Source organism: Streptomyces sp. B93 (assembly GCF_018070565.1).
Classification (GTDB): Bacteria; Actinomycetota; Actinomycetes; order Streptomycetales; family Streptomycetaceae; genus Streptomyces.
In genome coordinates this window covers 1-16,366 of the sequence record NZ_JAGPXL010000066.1, presented here as the reverse complement: position 1 = coordinate 16,366, position 16,366 = coordinate 1, and the positions used below count along the sequence as shown (strand labels likewise).

Genomic DNA, 16,366 nt, shown 5'->3' with positions numbered 1-16,366 from the left:
GGCTTCTCTAACCTCTAATCTCTAGATCAACGGTTAGGTAAGAGTGAACGCCTCCGAAGGGACCAGACATGCCCGCGCTCCGCACCGGCCACATCGGCCTGAACGTCACCGACATCAACCGCTCCCTCGCCTTCTACCGGGACGTCCTGGGCTTCGTACTGATCGGAGAGGGCAAGGAGGAGGACCGCAGGTACGCCTTCCTGGGCGACGGCGAGAAACTGGTGCTCACGCTCTGGCAGCAGGCGCAGGGGGCGTACGACGGCACCCGTGCGGGCCTGCACCACCTCGCCCTGGAGGTGGACTCGATCGACCAGGTCAGGACGTACGAGCAGGCCCTGCGCGCCGCGGGCGCGGCCTTCGCCCACGAGGGCGTCGTCGCGCACGCCGAGGGTGCGGCATCGGGCGGCATCTTCTTCCACGACCCGGACGGCACCCGCCTGGAGATCTCGGCCCCGAGCGGCGCACAAGCCGCCCCGGCACCGAGTGGCGCGGCTCCGACCTGCGGCTTCTTCTAGGGGAGCGGGTCATGACGGCGACGGTCTACCACGAGGGCTCGCGGGAAGTGCAGGACCGCGTCGGCGTCCGGGAGCTGGCCGACCACGTGGGCCGCTCGATCGGCCCGGGTATCAAGCCGGTGGCGGCCACCTTCCTGGAGCACCAGCCCTTCCTCGTCCTCGGCGCGGCGGACCCGGCGACCGGCGAGGTCTGGTCCTCGGTGCTGGCGGGCACCCCGGGCTTCGTCCGCGCGACGGGCCCGCACCAGATCTCGGTGCGGGCGGCGCCCCTTCCCGCGGACCCCTTGCGCGCGGCCCTGGCGACGTCCGGCACCCCCGTCGGCACCATCGCCCTCGACCCCCGCACCCGCCGCCGTATGCGCCTGAACGGCCGCGCGAGGCCGACACCGGCAGGTTTCGCGGTGGAGGCGGAGCGGGTGTTCTCGAACTGCCCGAAGTACCTGCAGAAGAGGGAGACCTACGAGGAGGACCCCACCCGCAGACCCCGCTCACCTCTCGTGAGCACCGAACTGTCGACCACTCAACGGGCCTTCGTCGAAGCGGCGGACACCTTTTTCATCACCACCGTCCATGACACCGGCGCCGACGCCAGCCACCGGGGCGGCAACCCGGGCTTCCTCCGGGCGGAATCGCCCCGCGAACTCACCTGGCGCGACTACCCCGGCAACTCCATGTTCCTGACCCTGGGCAACCTGGCCGCCGACCCGCGGGCGGGCGTCCTGCTCCTCGACTGGACGACGGGTACGACGCTGCAACTGACGGGCGAGGCGCGGACGTACTTCACCGCGAACGGCGACCGGACGACCCGCTTCACCCTCACAAAGGCGGTCGAAACGCCCTCGGCGCTGCCCCTGCGCTGGTCGGCGCCGCAATTCTCCCCCGCCAACCCGGAGCCCGGGCGCTAACGTCCGGACGTGCGCAAGAGACTGCGGGTTTCCGCCTACGCCATATGCGTCCGCCAGGGACAACTCCTCCTCGCCCGCTCCCCGGCGGCCGGCGGCGGCCACGAGTGGGTCCTGCCGGGCGGCGGCATGGAACACGGCGAGGACCCCTACGACACCGTCCGCCGCGAGGTCACCGAGGAGACCGGCTACCACATCGAGGTGACCGCCCTCCTCGGCGTCGACTCCCTCCGCCGCCCCAGCCCCCGCCGCCGCCTCCGCCCCGCCACCGACCACCACGCCGTACGCCTCATCTACGAGGGCCACGTCACCGGCGGCGAACTCCGCCCCGAGGTCGGCGGCTCCACGGACCTGGCCGCCTGGCACGACCTGACCGAGGTGCACTCGCTGCGGAGGGTGGGGCTAGTGGACGTGGGGCTCGGGATGTGGCGGGGCAGGGGGCGGCAGTGACCGGCAACGACCGGCCCCGCTGCCCCGCCTTCCCCCGCCAGATGAACCCTGAGTGACCGTCTCCCGGCCCCCGGAGGAGCACCCGCACACACCCGGGTCGGCCCGAGATCCACGTACACCGATCGGCGCCGCCCGTTGCAACCGCGTTCACGCGCAGGCCATCCCCGCTGCCAAGCATCCAGGGAGAGCGGACGGTTCGCGAAAGCGACCGTCCGCGGTCACTGCCGACGCGTTCGCACCCGGGGAGACCGCGCATGTCGCGCCTACGCTCTGTCGCCGACGGACTTGCCGTCAACCGCCGTACCCTCCTCGCCACCGCCGGAGCCGTCTCCCTGTCCGCCGGCGCCGGCTACGCCCTGCGGCCCACCGACAGCCAGGCGGCAGCCGCCCCAGCGGCGGAAGCACCCGTCGCCAACTCCCGCAAGGCCCCCGCCGCCGCGCCCCTCGCCCCCTACACCCGCGGCACCACCCTCGCCACCGTCGCCACCCCCGGCCCCGACGGCCCCGGCTACCGGCGGCTCGCCGAGGGCCCCGGCTGGCAACGCGTCGTACGCGACGAACTCGCCGCCGTGGCACCCGGCCGCGAGGACCGCCGCACCGTCCTCGCCGCCTTCGTCCACCTCACCGACCTGCACATCACCGACACCCAGCACCCGCTGCGCCTGGAGTTCCTCCGCTCCCACGACCCGAGGGCCTGGCGCCCGCAGGAGGCCCTCACCGTGCAGGGCGCCGTCGCCCTCGTCGAGCGGATCAACGCCCTGCGCGGCGCCCCCGCCACCGGCGCCCCCCTGCACTTCGCCATCACCACCGGCGACAACACCGACAACAACTCCCGCACCGAACTGGAGTGGTACCTCACCGTCATGAGCGGCGGGCGCGTCACCCCCGACTCCGGCGACCCCCGCCACCACGAAGGCGTCCAGAACAGCGGCCTCAAGCAGTACTGGCAGCCCGACGCCCCCCTGCGCGACGCCGACAAACAGCGCGGCTTCCCGCACCTCGACGGCTTCCTCACCGCCGCCGCCCGCGAGGTGCTCAGCCCCGGCCTCAACCTCCCCTGGTACTCCACCGTCGGCAACCACGACGCCATGCCGCTCGGCTGCTACGGCCACGGCGACCCGTACCTCGCCGACTTCGCCGTCGGCGCACGCAAGCTGATGGCCCTCCCCGCCGCCGAGGCCAGGAGACTCCAGGACACCCTCAAGGCCGCCACCGACCCCCTCGGCGCCCACCTCCGCGACCTGCTCAAGGCCCACGCCCGCGACCTGCGTCCCGTCACCCCGGACGAGCGCCGCGCCCCCTTCACCGCCGCCGAGTACGTCCGCGCCCACCTCGAGCCCGCCCACACCGGCACGGGCCCGGTCGGTCACGGCTACTCCCCCGTCAACGCCGAAGCGGGCACCCAGTACTACAGCTTCCGCGTCGCCGACGACGTCATCGGCGTCAGCCTCGACACCACCGACCCCGGCGGCCACTACCAGGGCTCGATCGGCACCGCCCAGCTCCGCTGGCTGGAACGCACCCTGCGCGACAACGCCGACTCCCACGCCCTCGTCTTCAGCCACCACACCAGCGCCACGATGGTCAACACCCGCCCCGACCCCGCCCGCCCCACCGAGCGCCGCCACAACGGCGACGAGGTCCTCGCCGTCCTCGGCCGCCACCGCAACGTCCTCGCCTGGATCAACGGCCACATCCACCGCAACACCATCACCCCGCACCGGGCGTCGGACGGCCACTCCTTCTGGGAGGTCTCCACCGCCTCCCACATCGACTTCCCCCAGCTCGCCCGCGTCATCGAGCTGTCCGACAACAACGACGGCACCCTCTCCCTCCACACCACCCTCATCGAGTCCGCCGCCCCACCCCGCGCCGACCACACCGACCTCTCCCAGACCGGCCTGGCCGCCCTCTATCGTGAGCTGTCCCTCAACCGCGCGGGCGGCACCACGGGCCAGGAGGGCGACCCCGTCGACCGCAACACCGAACTCCTCCTCAAAAAGGGCTGAAGTTCACCCAATCGGCGTACACCGTGGCAACCTCACCCCAACTCCCCAGGTCTCGCACCACATGAGCACACCCCGGAAACGGCCCCGAGCGTCCGTCCGTACGACAGCGGTGGCAGCGGCGACCCTGACCGCCCTCTCCACCGCCCTGGGCGCGGCGGCGGCCCACGACAGCCACCCCCACCACACCACCCGCGAGGCCGTCCTCGCCGCCGTCGACGACGGCGTCCCCGGCATCACCCTCACCGCCCACGACCCCCACGGCCCCTGGTCCACCACCGCGGGCGTCGCCGACCTGCGCACCGGACAGCCCCGCACCCCCGCCGACCGCTACCGCGTCGGCAGCATCACCAAGACCTTCGTCGCGACGGTCGTCCTCCAGTTGGCGGCCGAACAGCGCCTCACCCTCGACGACCCCGTCGACCGCTGGCTCCCCGGCGTCCTCCACGGCAACGGCAACGACGGCCGCCTCATCACCGTCCGCCAGCTCCTCAACCACACCAGCGGCCTCCACGACTACACCCAGGACCCCGACTTCGCCCGCGCCCACTTCACCGAGCCCGGCTTCCGCGAACACCGCTACGACACCCACGCCCCGCCCGACCTCGTCACCATCGCCCTGCGCCACGAACCGGACTTCCCCCCGGGCGACGACTGGAGCTACAGCAACACCAACTACGTCGTCGCCGGCATGGTCATCGAGGCGGTGACGGGCCGTCCCTACGACGCCGAAGTCCGCGCACGCATCATCGAGCCCCTCCACCTCACGGCCACCAGCGTCCCGGGCACCCGCACCGGCATCCCCCGCCCCAGCGCCCGCGCCTACAGCAAACTCTCGGAGACCTCGACGACCGGACCGACACACGACGTCACCCGCTTCAACCCCTCCATCGCCGGGGCGGCGGGCGAGATGATCTCGAACTCCACCGACCTCAACCGCTTCTACACCGCCCTCCTCGGCGGCAAGCTGCTTCCACCCGAGCAACTCAAGGCCATGAAGACGACGGTGCCGGTCAACGCCCCCACCGACGACGCCCGCTACGGCCTCGGCCTCATCGCCCGCGAACTGAGCTGCGGCGTCCACATCTGGGGCCACGCCGGCGGCATCTACGGCTCCCTCACCGAAGCCGCCACCACCCCCGACGGCACCCACACCGTCGCCTTCAACCTCAACGGCGACTGGACGGGCGACACCGGGGCGATCCTGGAGGCGGAGTTCTGCGGGACGGAGGACTAGGCGACCCCCTCGCCGTGTCTCACCTCCCCTCCTGGCCGAGGTACGCGACGAACGCGGCCCACGCCGAGGAGAGGAGGAGCAGAGCGGGCCCGACGGGGGACTTGGAGTCACGGATGGCTACGGAGGGGGCTGTGGGGTGGGGGAGGGGGGCGGCTTCTAGGCAGTTCCGCATGGCGTCGCTGTAGGAGGACTTGAACCAGGCGTCTTCGGGGACGAGTGCGGTGGCGACGAGGGATATGGGCATGGCCTGCAGCTCCCGTAGTAGTCGGTGCAGGAAAGCGGGGGTGTCATCAGGCGGTAGTGCGGAGGCCGCCATCGCCTCGAACCGGCGGGCGAACCGGTCGACTTCACGAGGCTTGTCAGAGGTGGAGACCGATCCCCAGACGCTGTCCGTCTGGACCCGGGGTGGCAGGTCGCTCCCGAAGTCCAGGATCGCGAAGTCGTTGATCGAGCGATAGCTCGGTCGGCCCAGCGGAGGCAAGTTCACCGGCTTCCTGGCCGGGGCGGGATGCCTGGCGGCCGGCCTCGCGTTCCTCGCCATCTGGCTGTACGGACTCGTAGCCCTCCTCACCTGAATCCACTCACGTGACTTGGGAGTGGCGGCATGAAGAGGGACCGCAAGTGCCGTGCGTGCACGCGCGGTCCCTCTTCTCCCCTCCTGGTCGTACCGCCTGTCCACTCGCTACCGCGGCAGTACCACCACGTACGCCGACGGGTCGCGGTCGGCTGCGGCCATCAGGGCCGTGCGGACGATGGCCGCCTGTTGTTCCATCGCGTCCCTGAGCTTGCGGGGGGTGATGTGGACGACGGTGATGCCGAGGCGTTCCAGGTGTTCGCGCTTGCGGGCGTACTCGGACCACAGGGCGTCCTCGTCCTGGCGGGGGGCGCGGGTGTCCAGCTCGATCGCGACGGCCTGGTCGGGCCAGTAGGCGTCGAGGCCGCCGAGGTGGGGGCCGCCGGGGAGGCGGAGGTCGACGTTCCAGACGGGGTCGGGGAGGCCGTACGCGCTGACCATGGCGTAGAGGCGGTCCTCGGCGATGGAGCGGCCCTCGGCGATGAGGGAGTCCACCGCGTCGACCACGTGCGGGCGGCCCAGCAGCCGGGCCCGGGTGAGTTCGCGTACCACGGAGGCCGGGTCGCAGTGGCCGCCCCGTACCGCTTCCGTCAGCAGGCGGCGTACGGCGTTGGCGTCGTGGAGGTCGGCCACCGCGTCGGCGAGGGCGCGGGGGACGGGGGCGACCGGGAGGCCGGTGACCGCTTCCGGGGTGGGGAGGGTGCTGGTGCGGAGGAGGCGGGCGCAGCCGGTCGTGCGCAGTCGGCGGGCGCGGGGGACCAGGACGTCGATGTGGTCGAGGGAGGGGAGCGGGGGTGTGGCGGTGAAGCCGTGCAGGGTGAGGGCGGCGAGGCCCGTGATCATGGCGTCGGTGTAGGTGTGGCGTGGGGTGGTCGTGGGGCCGGGCTGGGTCGGTACTCCCGTCGTCGATGCGCGGGCCGCGTAGAGGAGGACGGCGTGCAGGCGCTCCTCGCTGGTGGGCGGGCCGGGGTGGAGGAGGTGGACGCCGGGGAGGAGTTGTTGCCAGGGGCCGCCGGGGCGGCATCGTGCGTCGATGTCGGCGGCCGACATGCCTTGGGCGCGGAGTTGCGCGGTCGGTACGACGCGGCGGCGGACGTCGGCCAGTTCGTGCAGGGGGCGGGGGGAGAGGGGGGTGTTGTGGGTCATGGTGCGGAGGTTCCCCGCGTGTGGTCGGGCCCTTAACCGCTGTTACACGTCTGTCGGCGAATGCGGACAACCCCGCACTAAAGGACGGGTGTTCGGATGCCGAAAACCCCTGGTCCGTTCGGGGGTGGGCCAGGGGTTACGGCTGTTACTGCCTGAATTTCGTAACGGTCACCTACGGACCAAGCTCAGGCCAGAGGTCAACCGGGCATGCGTGGTTCACCCGTCCGGTGAACGCCCCTCACCCGGCCGCCGCGTCGTACTCCTGCCCCCGCAGCCCGCGCGCCAGGTCGTCCCGTGCCTCCAGCACCAGCCTGCGCAGCGCGGGCGGCGCGTCCTCGTGGGCCGTCAGCCAGGCGTCCGTCGCGTCCAGCGTGGCCCGGCCCTGTCCCGCCTCGGGGTACGCCGGGAAGAAGCCGCTGACCACGTCCATGCCGATCTGGATGGAGCGCTCGCTCCACACCCGCTCGATCGCCGCGAAGTACTTCTCCGCGTACGGCGCGAGCAGCGCCCGCTGCGTCGGCTGGGCGAAGCCCGCGATCGTCGCCTCCACCAGCGCGTTGGACAGCGCGTCGGACTCCACCACCTGCGCCCACGCCTGCGCCTTGACCGCCGCCGAGGGGCGGGCGGCGAGGCAGCGGACCTGGTGGCGCTTGCCGGAGGCGGTGTCGTCACGGGCCAGTTCCTCGGCGAGGACCGACTCGTCGGCGACGCCGTGCGCGGCCAGCGGGCCGAGCAGCGACCAGCGCAGCTCCTGGTCCACCTCCAGCCCGTCGACCTTCTCGGTGCCGTCGAGCAGCGCCTTCAGCAGCTGGAAGTCGGCGTCGCCCGAGGCCGCCGTGGCGAAGAAGCGCGCCCACGCCAGCTGGTGCTCGCTGCCCGGCTCGGCCGCCCGCAGTTCGCGCAGGGCGCCCTCGGCGAGCAGCGTGCCGCCGGTCTCCCGCCACGCGGGGGCGGCGTAGTGGACGAGGGCCGAGTCCGCCCAGGCGTGCAGCATCTGGAGGACGCCGATGTCGGACTCGCGCCCCGCGTGGCGCAGGACGAGGTCGATGAAGTCACGGGCGGGCAGCAGCGCGTCCCGGGTCATGTTCCACAGCGCGGACCAGCACAGGGCGCGGGCGAGCGGGTCGGTGATGTCGCCGAGGTGGGCGCGCAGGGTCGCCAGCGAGGTGCTGTCGAAGCGGATCTTGCAGTAGGTGAGGTCGTCGTCGTTGACGAGGACGAGTTCCGGGGCGTCCGCACCGGCCAGCTCCGTCACGACCGTACGAGGGCCGTCGACGTCGGCCTCCGCGCGCGCGTACCGCTCCAGCGTGCCGCCCTCCGTGACCCGGTAGAGGCCGATCGCCACCCGGTGCGGGCGCAGTTCGGGGTGCGTCTCGGCGGCCTCCTGGATCACGGTCAGCTCGTCGACGCGGCCGTCGGGGGCGAGCAGCACCTGCGGGGTGAGGGAGTTGACCCCGGCGGTCTGGAGCCAGGAGTGCGCCCACGCGCTCATGTCCCGTCCGCTGGTCTCCTCCAGGACCGACAGCAGGTCGCCGAGGCGCGTGTTGCCGTACGCGTGCCGCTTGAAGTAGCGGCGGGCGCCCTCGAGGAACGCGTCCTGGCCGACGTACGCCACGAGTTGCTTGAGGACGGAGGCGCCCTTGGCGTAGGTGATGCCGTCGAAGTTGAGCTTGGCGTCCTGGAGGTCGCGGATGTCGGCGGTGACGGGGTGGGTGGAGGGGAGCTGGTCGGCGCGGTACGCCCAGGCCTTGCGGCGGTTGGCGAAGGTGATCCAGGCGTCCTTGAAGCGGGTGGCGCCGACGTTGGCGAAGGCGCCCATGAAGTCGGCGAAGGACTCCTTGAGCCACAGGTCGTCCCACCACTCCATGGTGACGAGGTCGCCGAACCACATGTGCGCCATCTCGTGGAGGATGGTGTTGGCGCGGCCCTGGTAGGAGGCCTGGGTCACCTTGCCGCGGAAGATGTACTCCTCGCGGAAGGTGACCATGCCGGGGTTCTCCATGGCGCCGAGGTTGTACTCGGGCACGAACGCCTGGTCGTACTTCCCGAAGGGGTACGGGTAGTCGAAGTGGTCGTGGAAGAAGTCCAGGCCCTGCTTGGTGACGAGGAACACGTCGTCGGCGTCGAAGTGGGGGGCGAGGCCCTTGCGGCACATCGCGCCGAGCGGGATCTCCAGCCGGGTGCCGTCCTCGAACACGCGCTCGTAGGTGTCGGTGACGTAGTGGTAGGGGCCCGCGACGACGCAGGTGATGTACGTCGAGATGGGCTTGGTCTCCGCGAAGCGCCAGGTGCCGTCCGCGCGCTGTCCGGCGCCGTTGCTCCACACCGTCCACTCCTCGGGCGCCCGCACCTCGAAGCGGAAGGGCGCCTTGAGGTCGGGCTGCTCGAAGCCCGCGAAGACGCGGCGGGAGTCGGCCGGTTCGTACTGGGTGTAGAGGTAGACCTCGCCGTCCTCGGGGTCGACGAAGCGGTGCAGGCCCTCTCCGGTGCGGGAGTAGGCGCACCGGGCGTCGACGACGAGTTCGTTGTCGGCGGCCAGGTCCTCCAGGAGGATGCGGGAGCCGTCGAAGACCTCGCTGGGGTCGAGGTCGCGGCCGTTGAGGGAGACGGCGGTGACGCTCGGGGCGATCAGGTCCGCGAAGCTGGTGGCGCCGGGCTCGGCGCAGCGGAAGCGGATGGTGGTGACCGAGCGGAAGGTCCGGGGGCCGTCGCCGGCGTGGTCGCCGACCGCCGAGCGCACGTCGAGGGACACCTCGTACCCGTCGACGGACAGCAGTGCGGCCCGCTCCCGGGCCTCGTCGCGGGACAGATTCTCACCGGGCACGGGCGGTACTCCCTCGGATGGTGTTCAGCATGCGGACAGCACCGATCCTGCCATGCGCGACTGACACCGGTCAGGTGGGAATGGCGGCGGCGACGTGCGGTGTTGCCGGGGAGGACTCTTGAGCCCTTGTTCCCCCGTGAGGAGAGACATGTCGGACAAAACGCCCGTTGACTTCTGGTTCGACCCGCTGTGCCCCTGGGCGTGGATGACGTCCCGTTGGGTGCTGGAGGTGGAGAAGCTCCGCGACATCGAGGTCCGCTGGCACCTGATGAGCCTCGCCGTCCTCAACGAGAACAAGCTCGACGAGCTTCCCGAGGACTACCGCGAGATGCTCACCACCAAGGCCTGGGGCCCGGTCCGCGTGGTCATCGCGGCCCAGCAGGAGCACGGCCCCGAGGTGCTCGGCGACCTCTACACCGCCCTCGGCACCCGCATCCACAACAAGGACGAGGGCGCGGGCAGGGAGACGGTCGCCGCCGCCCTGAAGGACGTCGGGCTGCCCGAGTCCCTCATGGACCACTGGGACGACACCCCCTACGAGTCCGAACTGCGGGCCTCGCACAACGAGGGCATCGAGAAGGTCGGCCAGGACGTCGGCACCCCGGTCATCGCCGTCCCCGGCTCCGACGGCGAGCAGATCGCCTTCTTCGGCCCCGTCGTCACCCCCGCCCCCAAGGGCGAGGAGGCGGCCAAGCTGTGGGACGGCACCCTGATGGTCGCCTCGATACCGGGCTTCTACGAGATCAAGCGCACCCGTACCAAGGGGCCGGACTTCAGCAACCTCTAGACCCACTCACCCTTGGAGTGTCGCCACCGTCGCGGCGCCAGCGCCCGGCGCCCTGGGCCCGCGATACTGCGGAGCCATGAGTACGACCCTCCTGCTGGCCCGGCACGGGCAGTCCGTCTGGCACACCGAGAACCGTTACGCCGGGGTGAGCGACATCCCGCTCACCGAGACCGGGCGCGCCCAGGCGGAGGCGCTCGGCCGGTGGGTGGAGGCCCGTCCGGTGGCCGCGGTGTGGACGTCGCCGCTGTCCAGGGCGGTGGAGACGGCGGAGCCGGTGTGCCGGGCGCTGGGGCTGGCCGCGCACCGGGACGCCGGGCTGCGGGAGTGCGACTTCGGGGTGGCGGAGGGCCGTACGCTCGCCGAGTTCGCGGCGGAGGAGCCGGAGCGGGCGGCGGCCTACCGGGTCGATCCGGTGGCGCACCCCTTCCCCGCCGCCGAGGACCCACGGGCCGCCGCCGCCCGGGGCGCGGAGGCGTTGCAGCGCATCACCGGCGCGCATCCCGGCGCGCGCGTCCTGGTCGTCGCGCACAACAGCCTGTTGCGCCTGGCGCTGTGCGCGCTGCTGTCGATCCCGTTGCGCGAGTACCGCCGGGTGTTCCCGGCGCTGCGCAACGGGGCGGTGAGCGAGCTGGTCATGGACGGCGGTACGGCCGGGCTGCTCACCCTCAACGTGCCCTGCGCGTGAACGGGGGCGGCCCCGCGAGTCACGTCCTCGCGGGGCCGCCCCTTTCTCATCCGCCTGCCCTGTGTGAACGGTGAGAAGACGATCACGAGGCAGGAGGCGTCAGCGCGCCCTCAGGGCGCGAGCAGCAGCACGTCCGTACGGGACCTGGCGGCGGCGTACCGGCGCGCCACGTCCTGCCAGTTGATGACCTGCCACATGGCCTCGATGAAGTCGACCTTCTGGTTGCGGTACTGGAGGTAGAAGGCGTGCTCCCAGGCGTCGAAGACGAGGATGGGGGTGGCGCCCTGGCCGACGTTGCCCTGGTGGTCGTAGACCTGTTCGACGATCAGCCGTCCGCTCAGCGGCTCGTACGCCAGGACGCCCCAGCCGGAGCCCTGGGTGGTCGCGGCGGCCTTGGAGAGCTGGGCCTTGAAGCCCGCGAACGAGCCGAAGGACTCGGTGATCGCGTCGGCGAGTTCGCCCACGCCGTCGGCGGCCAGGGGCTCCCCGCCGCCGTCCTTCGGGCCGGTCATGTTCTGCCAGTAGATCGAGTGCAGGATGTGCCCGGAGAGGTGGAAGGCCAGGCTCTTCTCCAGCCCGTTGACCGAGCCCCACCGCTGCCCGTCGCGCGCCTCGGCGAGTTGCTCCAGGGTGTCGTTGGCGCCCTTCACATAGGCCGCGTGGTGCTTGTCGTGGTGCAGCTCGATGATCTCGGGGCTGATGACGGGGGCGAGCGCGGAGTAGTCGTACGGCAGGTCAGGGAGCGTGTAGACGGGCATGGCGGGTCCTCTCCGAACCTCTTATTGCAATCAACTTGCAAGTGCAGGCTAGCAACAACAAGCCGGGTGAGGGCAAGGGAAAGGCCCCCACGCCGTGTCGGACGTGAGGGCCTCGGTGAGCCTGACGGTCTCAGGCCTTGACGGCCCGCCTCCGCTGCCAGGCGTAGCCGATCGCCGCCAGCACCAGCGTCATCGCACCCGTCGAGTACAGCTGGACCCGGGTGTCGGGCTCGCGCGCCATCAGGACGAAGATCGCCGCCATCCCGGCCAGCGCCACCCACGTCAGCACCGGGAACGCCCACATCCGCACGGTCAGCCGCTCGGGCGCCTCCCGCTCCAGACGACGGCGCAGCCGCAGCTGGGAGACCGCGATGAAGATCCAGACGACCAGGATCACCGCGCCGATCATGTTCAGCAGCCAGGAGAAGACGTCGTCCGGCCGCCAGTAGCTCAGTACGACGCACCCGAACCCGAAGACGGAGGAGGCGAGTACGGCGATGCGGGGCACCCCGCCGGAGACCCGGCCCAGCGCCTTCGGGCCCTGCCCGCGCTGGACCAGCGAGTAGCCGATGCGGGAGGCGCCGTAGATGTTGGCGTTCATCGCGCTCAGCAGGGCGACCAGCACGACCACGTTCATCAGCTGGCCGGCGCCCGGGATGCCGATGTGGTCGAGGGCGGCGACGTACGGGCCCCTCTCGGTGACCGCGGGGGAGTCCCAGGGCACGAGGGTGACGACGACCGCCATCGAGCCGATGTAGAACAGCGCGATGCGCCACATGGCGGTGCGGACGGCGTGCGCGACGCCCTTGACCGGGTTCTCCGACTCGGCCGCGGCGATGGTGACCGTCTCCAGGCCGCCGTAGGCGAAGACGGAGGCGAGCAGGCCGATCACCAGGCCCTCGCTGCCGTGCGGCAGGAAGTCGGTGAGGTTGCTCGCGCCCGGGGAGTCGGTGCCGGGCAGGAGGCCCGCGACGGCGAGGCCGCCGAGAACGAGGAACAGGGTGATCGCGCCGACCTTCAGGGCCGCGAACCAGAACTCGAACTCGCCGAAGTTCTTCACGGCGGCCAGGTTCGTGCCGCAGAACACCAGCATGAACAGCGCCACCCAGGCCCACTCGGGCGTACCCGGCAGCCAGCCGCTGACGATCTTCGCGGCACCGATGCCCTCCAGGCCGACCGCCGTGCACAGCAGCACCCAGAACGACCAGCCCGCGGTGAATCCCGCCCAGGGGCCGATCGCCCGCTCGGCGTGCGCGGAGAACGAACCCGACGACGGATGGGCGGCCGACATCTCGCCGAGCATCCGCATCACCAGCATCACCAGGAGGCCGGAGAGGGCGTAGGCGACCACGATCGAGGGACCGGCGGCGGCGATACCCGCGCCGGAGCCGACGAACAGCCCGGCGCCGATGACGCCACCGAGGGCGATCATCGACAGATGGCGCTGCTTCAGGCCGTGGGAGAGGGAGGGTTCCGCCTGGGGAAGAGACTCGGCGGGAGCCTCGGCGGTGGTGGTGCGGGACATGCGCGGCTCGTCCAGTACGTGAGTCGGTGCGATAGCAAAAACGTCCACAGTGTCGATGGCAGACAGCCACGTAGACAGGGCGGGCCCAGGATACGGACGTTTGCGCGACATACGGTAGGACGTCGGTCACTCTGACGGCTTTGTCGGAGTCCTACAGGAACCCCAGTGTGCCTGAACGTGAGCCATCCATCCCGACCTCAGTGACCGGCGTCACGCCGTACCGCGTGTAACCGGCACCCTTTGTGCGAAGCGCACCAAGCCGTGCTTCCAGCCTTTGTCGAGCGCTGATGGTGATCGCCGCGAGGGTGCCGGTATAGCGTCGCGGTGTCCCGAGTGCCCCTTCACCACCGCGGAGTCCCCATGAGCACCGCCGCAGTCCCCGTACGCGCTGGACAGGTCCTCGCCGACCTGATCCCCGCCTCCCGTGTCCGTGACATCGCGCTCGTCGCGGGCGGCGCCGCGCTCACCGGCCTCGCGGCCCAGATCGCCGTCCCCGTGCCCGGCTCCCCGGTGCCGGTGACCGGCCAGACCTTCGCCGCGCTGCTCGTCGGCACCGCCCTCGGCGCGGGCCGCGGCTTCCTCTCCCTGGCGCTGTACGCGCTGGTCGGCATGGCGGGCGTGCCGTGGTTCGCGGAGGGCGGCTCCGGTGCCGCCGCGCCGTCCTTCGGCTACATCCTCGGCATGATCCTGGCCTCCACCGTCGTCGGGGCCCTCGCCCGCCGCGGCGCCGACCGCTCGGTGCCGCGCACGGCCGGGACGATGCTGCTCGGCTCGGCGATCATCTACGCGGTCGGCGTGCCCTACCTGGCCCTCGCCACCGGCATGACCGCCTCCGCCGCGATCGCCGCCGGTCTCACGCCGTTCCTGATCGGCGACGCCCTGAAGGCGGCCCTGGCGATGGGCGTGCTGCCCACGGCCTGGAAGTTCGTCGACCGCCGCTGAGCGGGGCCGGGCAGACAGACACGGCGAGGGGCCGGGGCGCGCACCAGCACCCCGGCCCCTCGCGGTGTTCCATGACGGCCCACCGCGTGCCGCTTACGGAATACGGCCTACGGCTTCACCGGCCGCCGCCGTGACCACCACAGCCCGGCCGCTCCCGCCGCGAGCAGCGCCGCACCGGCCGCTCCCAGCGGCGCCGTCTCCCGCTCGAAGCCGGTCTTCGGCAGCTCCTTCGGACCGCCCGGCGCCTTGTTGTCGCCGCCCGGTGCCACCGGCTGGTTGTCGGTGCCGAGCAGCAGCGGGGTGGCCGGCGCGTTCGGTGACGGGTTCGTCGTGCCGAACGGGACCGGGCCCTGCTGCCAGAAGGTCTTGCTGCCGTCGGCGTTCTGGACGGGGAGGCAGATCTTCCCGGCCTTGCCGAGGTCGTACGTCGCGTCCACGGCGTACGACGTGGAGGCACCGGCCGCGAGATTGCCGACGCCACAGCTGAAACCGCTGTTCGAACCCTCCGGAAGGTCTTTTTCGGCGATCGCCGAGCAGCCTTGCACGGCCTTGACCACCAATCCGTCGAAACCGACCACCAATAGCCGGATCTCGCCGCTTTCCTGGTCCCCCTCATTCTTCACCGTGGCGGTGATCTCCGTTTTTTTCGAACTGTTGTCGACCGAGATCTCCTCCGGCAGTGTGGTGGTCAGTTCGACCCCGGCCGGTGCCTCGTCGACGGCCTTTCCCCCCTTGCTGCTCGCCGGTCCGGTGTCATCCGCGCTGGCGGTGACGGAAAGGATCATCACCATCGAGAAAGCTGCCGTGACCAGCGATCCCGTGGTGGCCGTCATCGCACGACGAGAACTCATGTTCGTCCCCCTTGGCTGCGCCTGAATTCGCAGTACTTGAAGAGGTACCACAAGATTTCTCCGCACTATGCTGGAGCCGCCCGAAGTGTGACCATTGTGTTTCAGTCGGGATGTCCCGGGGGTGTGGAGGGGGTGCAGCGGATTGACGGGAAATGTGAGGAGCGGCGGTGTCCCAGGGTTACTGGTGACCGGGCGTTATCGGCTGGTCGAAAGTATCGGCCAGGGAGGAATGGGGCGGGTGTGGCGAGCCGTCGACGAAATACTCGACCGGCCGGTCGCCGTCAAGGAAATGCGCATAGACGGACTCGACACGGAGGACGAGCGCACCCGCCGCGAACGCGCCCTGCGCGAGGCCCGCGCCACCGCCCGCATCGACCACCCCAACGTCGTACGCGTGTACGACGCGGTCGACGAGGGCGAGCGCCTGTGGATCGTGATGGAACTGGTCCGCGGCCGCTCCCTGGAACGGATCATGGCCGAGGACGGCCCCCTCACCCCGGCGGAGGCCGCCCGCACCGGCCTGGGCCTCGTCGCGGCCCTGCGCGAGGTGCACGCCCGGGGCGTACTGCACCGGGACATCAAGCCGGGCAACGTCCTGATCGAGTACGGCGGTCAGCGCGGCCGGCAGGAAGGCCCCGGCTCCTCCGGACCGCGTGGACCCAGGGTCGTCCTCACCGACTTCGGCATCGCCGCCATCCAGGACGCCAAGGCCCTCACCATGGTCGGCATGCTGGTCGGATCGCCCGACTACATGGCCCCCGAGCGCGTCACCGGCCGCCCCCAGGGACCGCCGTCCGACGTGTGGTCGGTGGGCGCGACCCTGTGCGCCGCCCTCGCCGGACGCTCCCCGTTCGCCCGCGACACCACCCTGGCCACCCTGCACGCCGTCCTCCACGACGAACCCGACCTGCCCGCCACCGCGGGCCCGCTGCACGACCTGCTCGCCGCCCTGCTGGCCAAGGACCCCGCCACCCGGCCGGATCTGGACGAGGTGGAGGCGGTGCTGCACCCGGTGGCCTATCCGGTGCGCACGCCTACGGTGCTCGCCGAGCCGCCGGTGCCCGCCGAGCCGCCGGGGGCGGGGGCCGCGGGGCCGCCGTCGCCGCAGACGCCCGTCCCACCGCCACCGGTCGGCGACCCCCCGGGCCCGCCCCGGCCCACCCC

At 71.5% G+C, this 16,366-nt stretch carries 15 protein-coding genes; 9 read left to right on the top strand and 6 right to left on the bottom strand.

Going from position 1 to position 16,366, the window contains the following annotated elements; translation table 11 throughout:
- The first annotated feature begins 68 nt into the window (after positions 1-68).
- From KBY47_RS33705 to KBY47_RS33685, 5 genes are all read left to right on the top strand, one after another.
- A complete protein-coding gene (locus tag KBY47_RS33705) occupies positions 69-515 on the top strand; it encodes a VOC family protein (protein ID WP_210928014.1) in 447 nt (148 codons plus the stop codon).
- Between the two features lie 11 nt (positions 516-526).
- Positions 527-1,420: a pyridoxamine 5'-phosphate oxidase family protein gene (locus KBY47_RS33700; RefSeq protein WP_210928013.1), complete on the top strand. Its 894-nt coding sequence runs from the start codon at positions 527-529 to the stop codon at positions 1,418-1,420.
- A gap of 9 nt (positions 1,421-1,429) precedes the next feature.
- Positions 1,430-1,867 carry an NUDIX hydrolase gene (locus KBY47_RS33695; RefSeq protein ID WP_210928012.1) on the top strand — a complete coding sequence of 146 codons (438 nt, stop codon included), beginning with the start codon at positions 1,430-1,432 and terminating at the stop codon, positions 1,865-1,867.
- A 254-nt stretch (positions 1,868-2,121) separates the two neighbouring features.
- Complete coding sequence (locus KBY47_RS33690; protein ID WP_210928011.1) at positions 2,122-3,876, top strand: TIGR03767 family metallophosphoesterase; 1,755 nt, start codon at positions 2,122-2,124, stop codon at positions 3,874-3,876.
- Positions 3,877-3,937: 61 nt separating this feature from the next.
- A complete protein-coding gene (locus KBY47_RS33685; protein WP_210928010.1) occupies positions 3,938-5,110 on the top strand; it encodes a serine hydrolase in 1,173 nt (390 codons plus the stop codon).
- Between the two features lie 19 nt (positions 5,111-5,129).
- Here KBY47_RS33685 and KBY47_RS36855 read toward each other — a convergent pair whose 3' ends face one another.
- The 3 genes from KBY47_RS36855 to pepN all read right to left on the bottom strand — a co-directional run bounded on the left by KBY47_RS36855 (position 5,130) and on the right by pepN (position 9,654).
- Positions 5,130-5,597: a Scr1 family TA system antitoxin-like transcriptional regulator gene (locus tag KBY47_RS36855; protein WP_308405385.1), complete on the bottom strand. Its 468-nt coding sequence runs from the start codon at positions 5,595-5,597 to the stop codon at positions 5,130-5,132.
- Between the two features lie 195 nt (positions 5,598-5,792).
- Positions 5,793-6,830 carry a hypothetical protein gene (locus tag KBY47_RS33670; RefSeq protein ID WP_210928009.1) on the bottom strand — a complete coding sequence of 346 codons (1,038 nt, stop codon included), beginning with the start codon at positions 6,828-6,830 and terminating at the stop codon, positions 5,793-5,795.
- A gap of 238 nt (positions 6,831-7,068) precedes the next feature.
- Positions 7,069-9,654 (bottom strand): aminopeptidase N, encoded by a 2,586-nt coding sequence (gene pepN, locus KBY47_RS33665; RefSeq protein WP_210928007.1) that lies wholly within the window; start codon positions 9,652-9,654, stop codon positions 7,069-7,071.
- A 148-nt stretch (positions 9,655-9,802) separates the two neighbouring features.
- Between pepN and KBY47_RS33660 the strand changes: the two genes are divergently transcribed.
- Together KBY47_RS33660 and KBY47_RS33655 are read left to right on the top strand one after the other, a co-directional pair.
- Positions 9,803-10,441 (top strand): DsbA family protein, encoded by a 639-nt coding sequence (locus tag KBY47_RS33660; protein ID WP_210928005.1) that lies wholly within the window; start codon positions 9,803-9,805, stop codon positions 10,439-10,441.
- Between the two features lie 76 nt (positions 10,442-10,517).
- Positions 10,518-11,126 carry a histidine phosphatase family protein gene (locus KBY47_RS33655; RefSeq protein WP_210928003.1) on the top strand — a complete coding sequence of 203 codons (609 nt, stop codon included), beginning with the start codon at positions 10,518-10,520 and terminating at the stop codon, positions 11,124-11,126.
- Between the two features lie 110 nt (positions 11,127-11,236).
- Here KBY47_RS33655 and KBY47_RS33650 read toward each other — a convergent pair whose 3' ends face one another.
- Together KBY47_RS33650 and KBY47_RS33645 are read right to left on the bottom strand one after the other, a co-directional pair.
- On the bottom strand, positions 11,237-11,884 hold the full coding sequence (locus KBY47_RS33650; protein WP_210928002.1) for a superoxide dismutase: 648 nt from the start codon (positions 11,882-11,884) through the stop codon (positions 11,237-11,239).
- Between the two features lie 130 nt (positions 11,885-12,014).
- A complete protein-coding gene (locus KBY47_RS33645) occupies positions 12,015-13,409 on the bottom strand; it encodes an amino acid permease (RefSeq protein WP_210928000.1) in 1,395 nt (464 codons plus the stop codon).
- 360 nt (positions 13,410-13,769) lie between these two features.
- Between KBY47_RS33645 and KBY47_RS33640 the strand changes: the two genes are divergently transcribed.
- On the top strand, positions 13,770-14,351 hold the full coding sequence (locus KBY47_RS33640) for a biotin transporter BioY (protein WP_210927998.1): 582 nt from the start codon (positions 13,770-13,772) through the stop codon (positions 14,349-14,351).
- A gap of 107 nt (positions 14,352-14,458) precedes the next feature.
- Here the strand turns inward: KBY47_RS33640 and KBY47_RS33635 are convergent, their stop codons facing one another.
- Complete coding sequence (locus KBY47_RS33635) at positions 14,459-15,184, bottom strand: LPXTG cell wall anchor domain-containing protein (RefSeq protein WP_247695640.1); 726 nt, start codon at positions 15,182-15,184, stop codon at positions 14,459-14,461.
- Between the two features lie 247 nt (positions 15,185-15,431).
- On the opposite strand from KBY47_RS33635, the gene KBY47_RS33630 reads away from it, so the two are divergent.
- On the top strand, positions 15,432-16,366 hold a 935-nt coding region (locus KBY47_RS33630; RefSeq protein WP_247695639.1), incomplete at its 3' end, for a serine/threonine-protein kinase.

Bases quoted from the DNA above. Each gene is read 5' to 3' on its own strand.
- KBY47_RS33640 (WP_210927998.1), top strand. From the start codon at position 13,770: ATGAGCACCGCCGCAGTCCCCGTACGCGCTGGACAGGTCCTCGCCGAC.
- KBY47_RS33635 (WP_247695640.1), bottom strand. From the start codon at position 15,184: ATGACGGCCACCACGGGATCGCTGGTCACGGCAGCTTTCTCGATGGTG.
- KBY47_RS33700 (WP_210928013.1), top strand. From the start codon at position 527: ATGACGGCGACGGTCTACCACGAGGGCTCGCGGGAAGTGCAGGACCGC.
- KBY47_RS33660 (WP_210928005.1), top strand. From the start codon at position 9,803: ATGTCGGACAAAACGCCCGTTGACTTCTGGTTCGACCCGCTGTGCCCC.
- KBY47_RS33650 (WP_210928002.1), bottom strand. From the start codon at position 11,884: ATGCCCGTCTACACGCTCCCTGACCTGCCGTACGACTACTCCGCGCTC.
- KBY47_RS33685 (WP_210928010.1), top strand. From the start codon at position 3,938: ATGAGCACACCCCGGAAACGGCCCCGAGCGTCCGTCCGTACGACAGCG.
- KBY47_RS33670 (WP_210928009.1), bottom strand. From the start codon at position 6,830: ATGACCCACAACACCCCCCTCTCCCCCCGCCCCCTGCACGAACTGGCC.
- KBY47_RS33690 (WP_210928011.1), top strand. From the start codon at position 2,122: ATGTCGCGCCTACGCTCTGTCGCCGACGGACTTGCCGTCAACCGCCGT.
- KBY47_RS33655 (WP_210928003.1), top strand. From the start codon at position 10,518: ATGAGTACGACCCTCCTGCTGGCCCGGCACGGGCAGTCCGTCTGGCAC.
- KBY47_RS33645 (WP_210928000.1), bottom strand. From the start codon at position 13,409: ATGTCCCGCACCACCACCGCCGAGGCTCCCGCCGAGTCTCTTCCCCAG.
- KBY47_RS33705 (WP_210928014.1), top strand. From the start codon at position 69: ATGCCCGCGCTCCGCACCGGCCACATCGGCCTGAACGTCACCGACATC.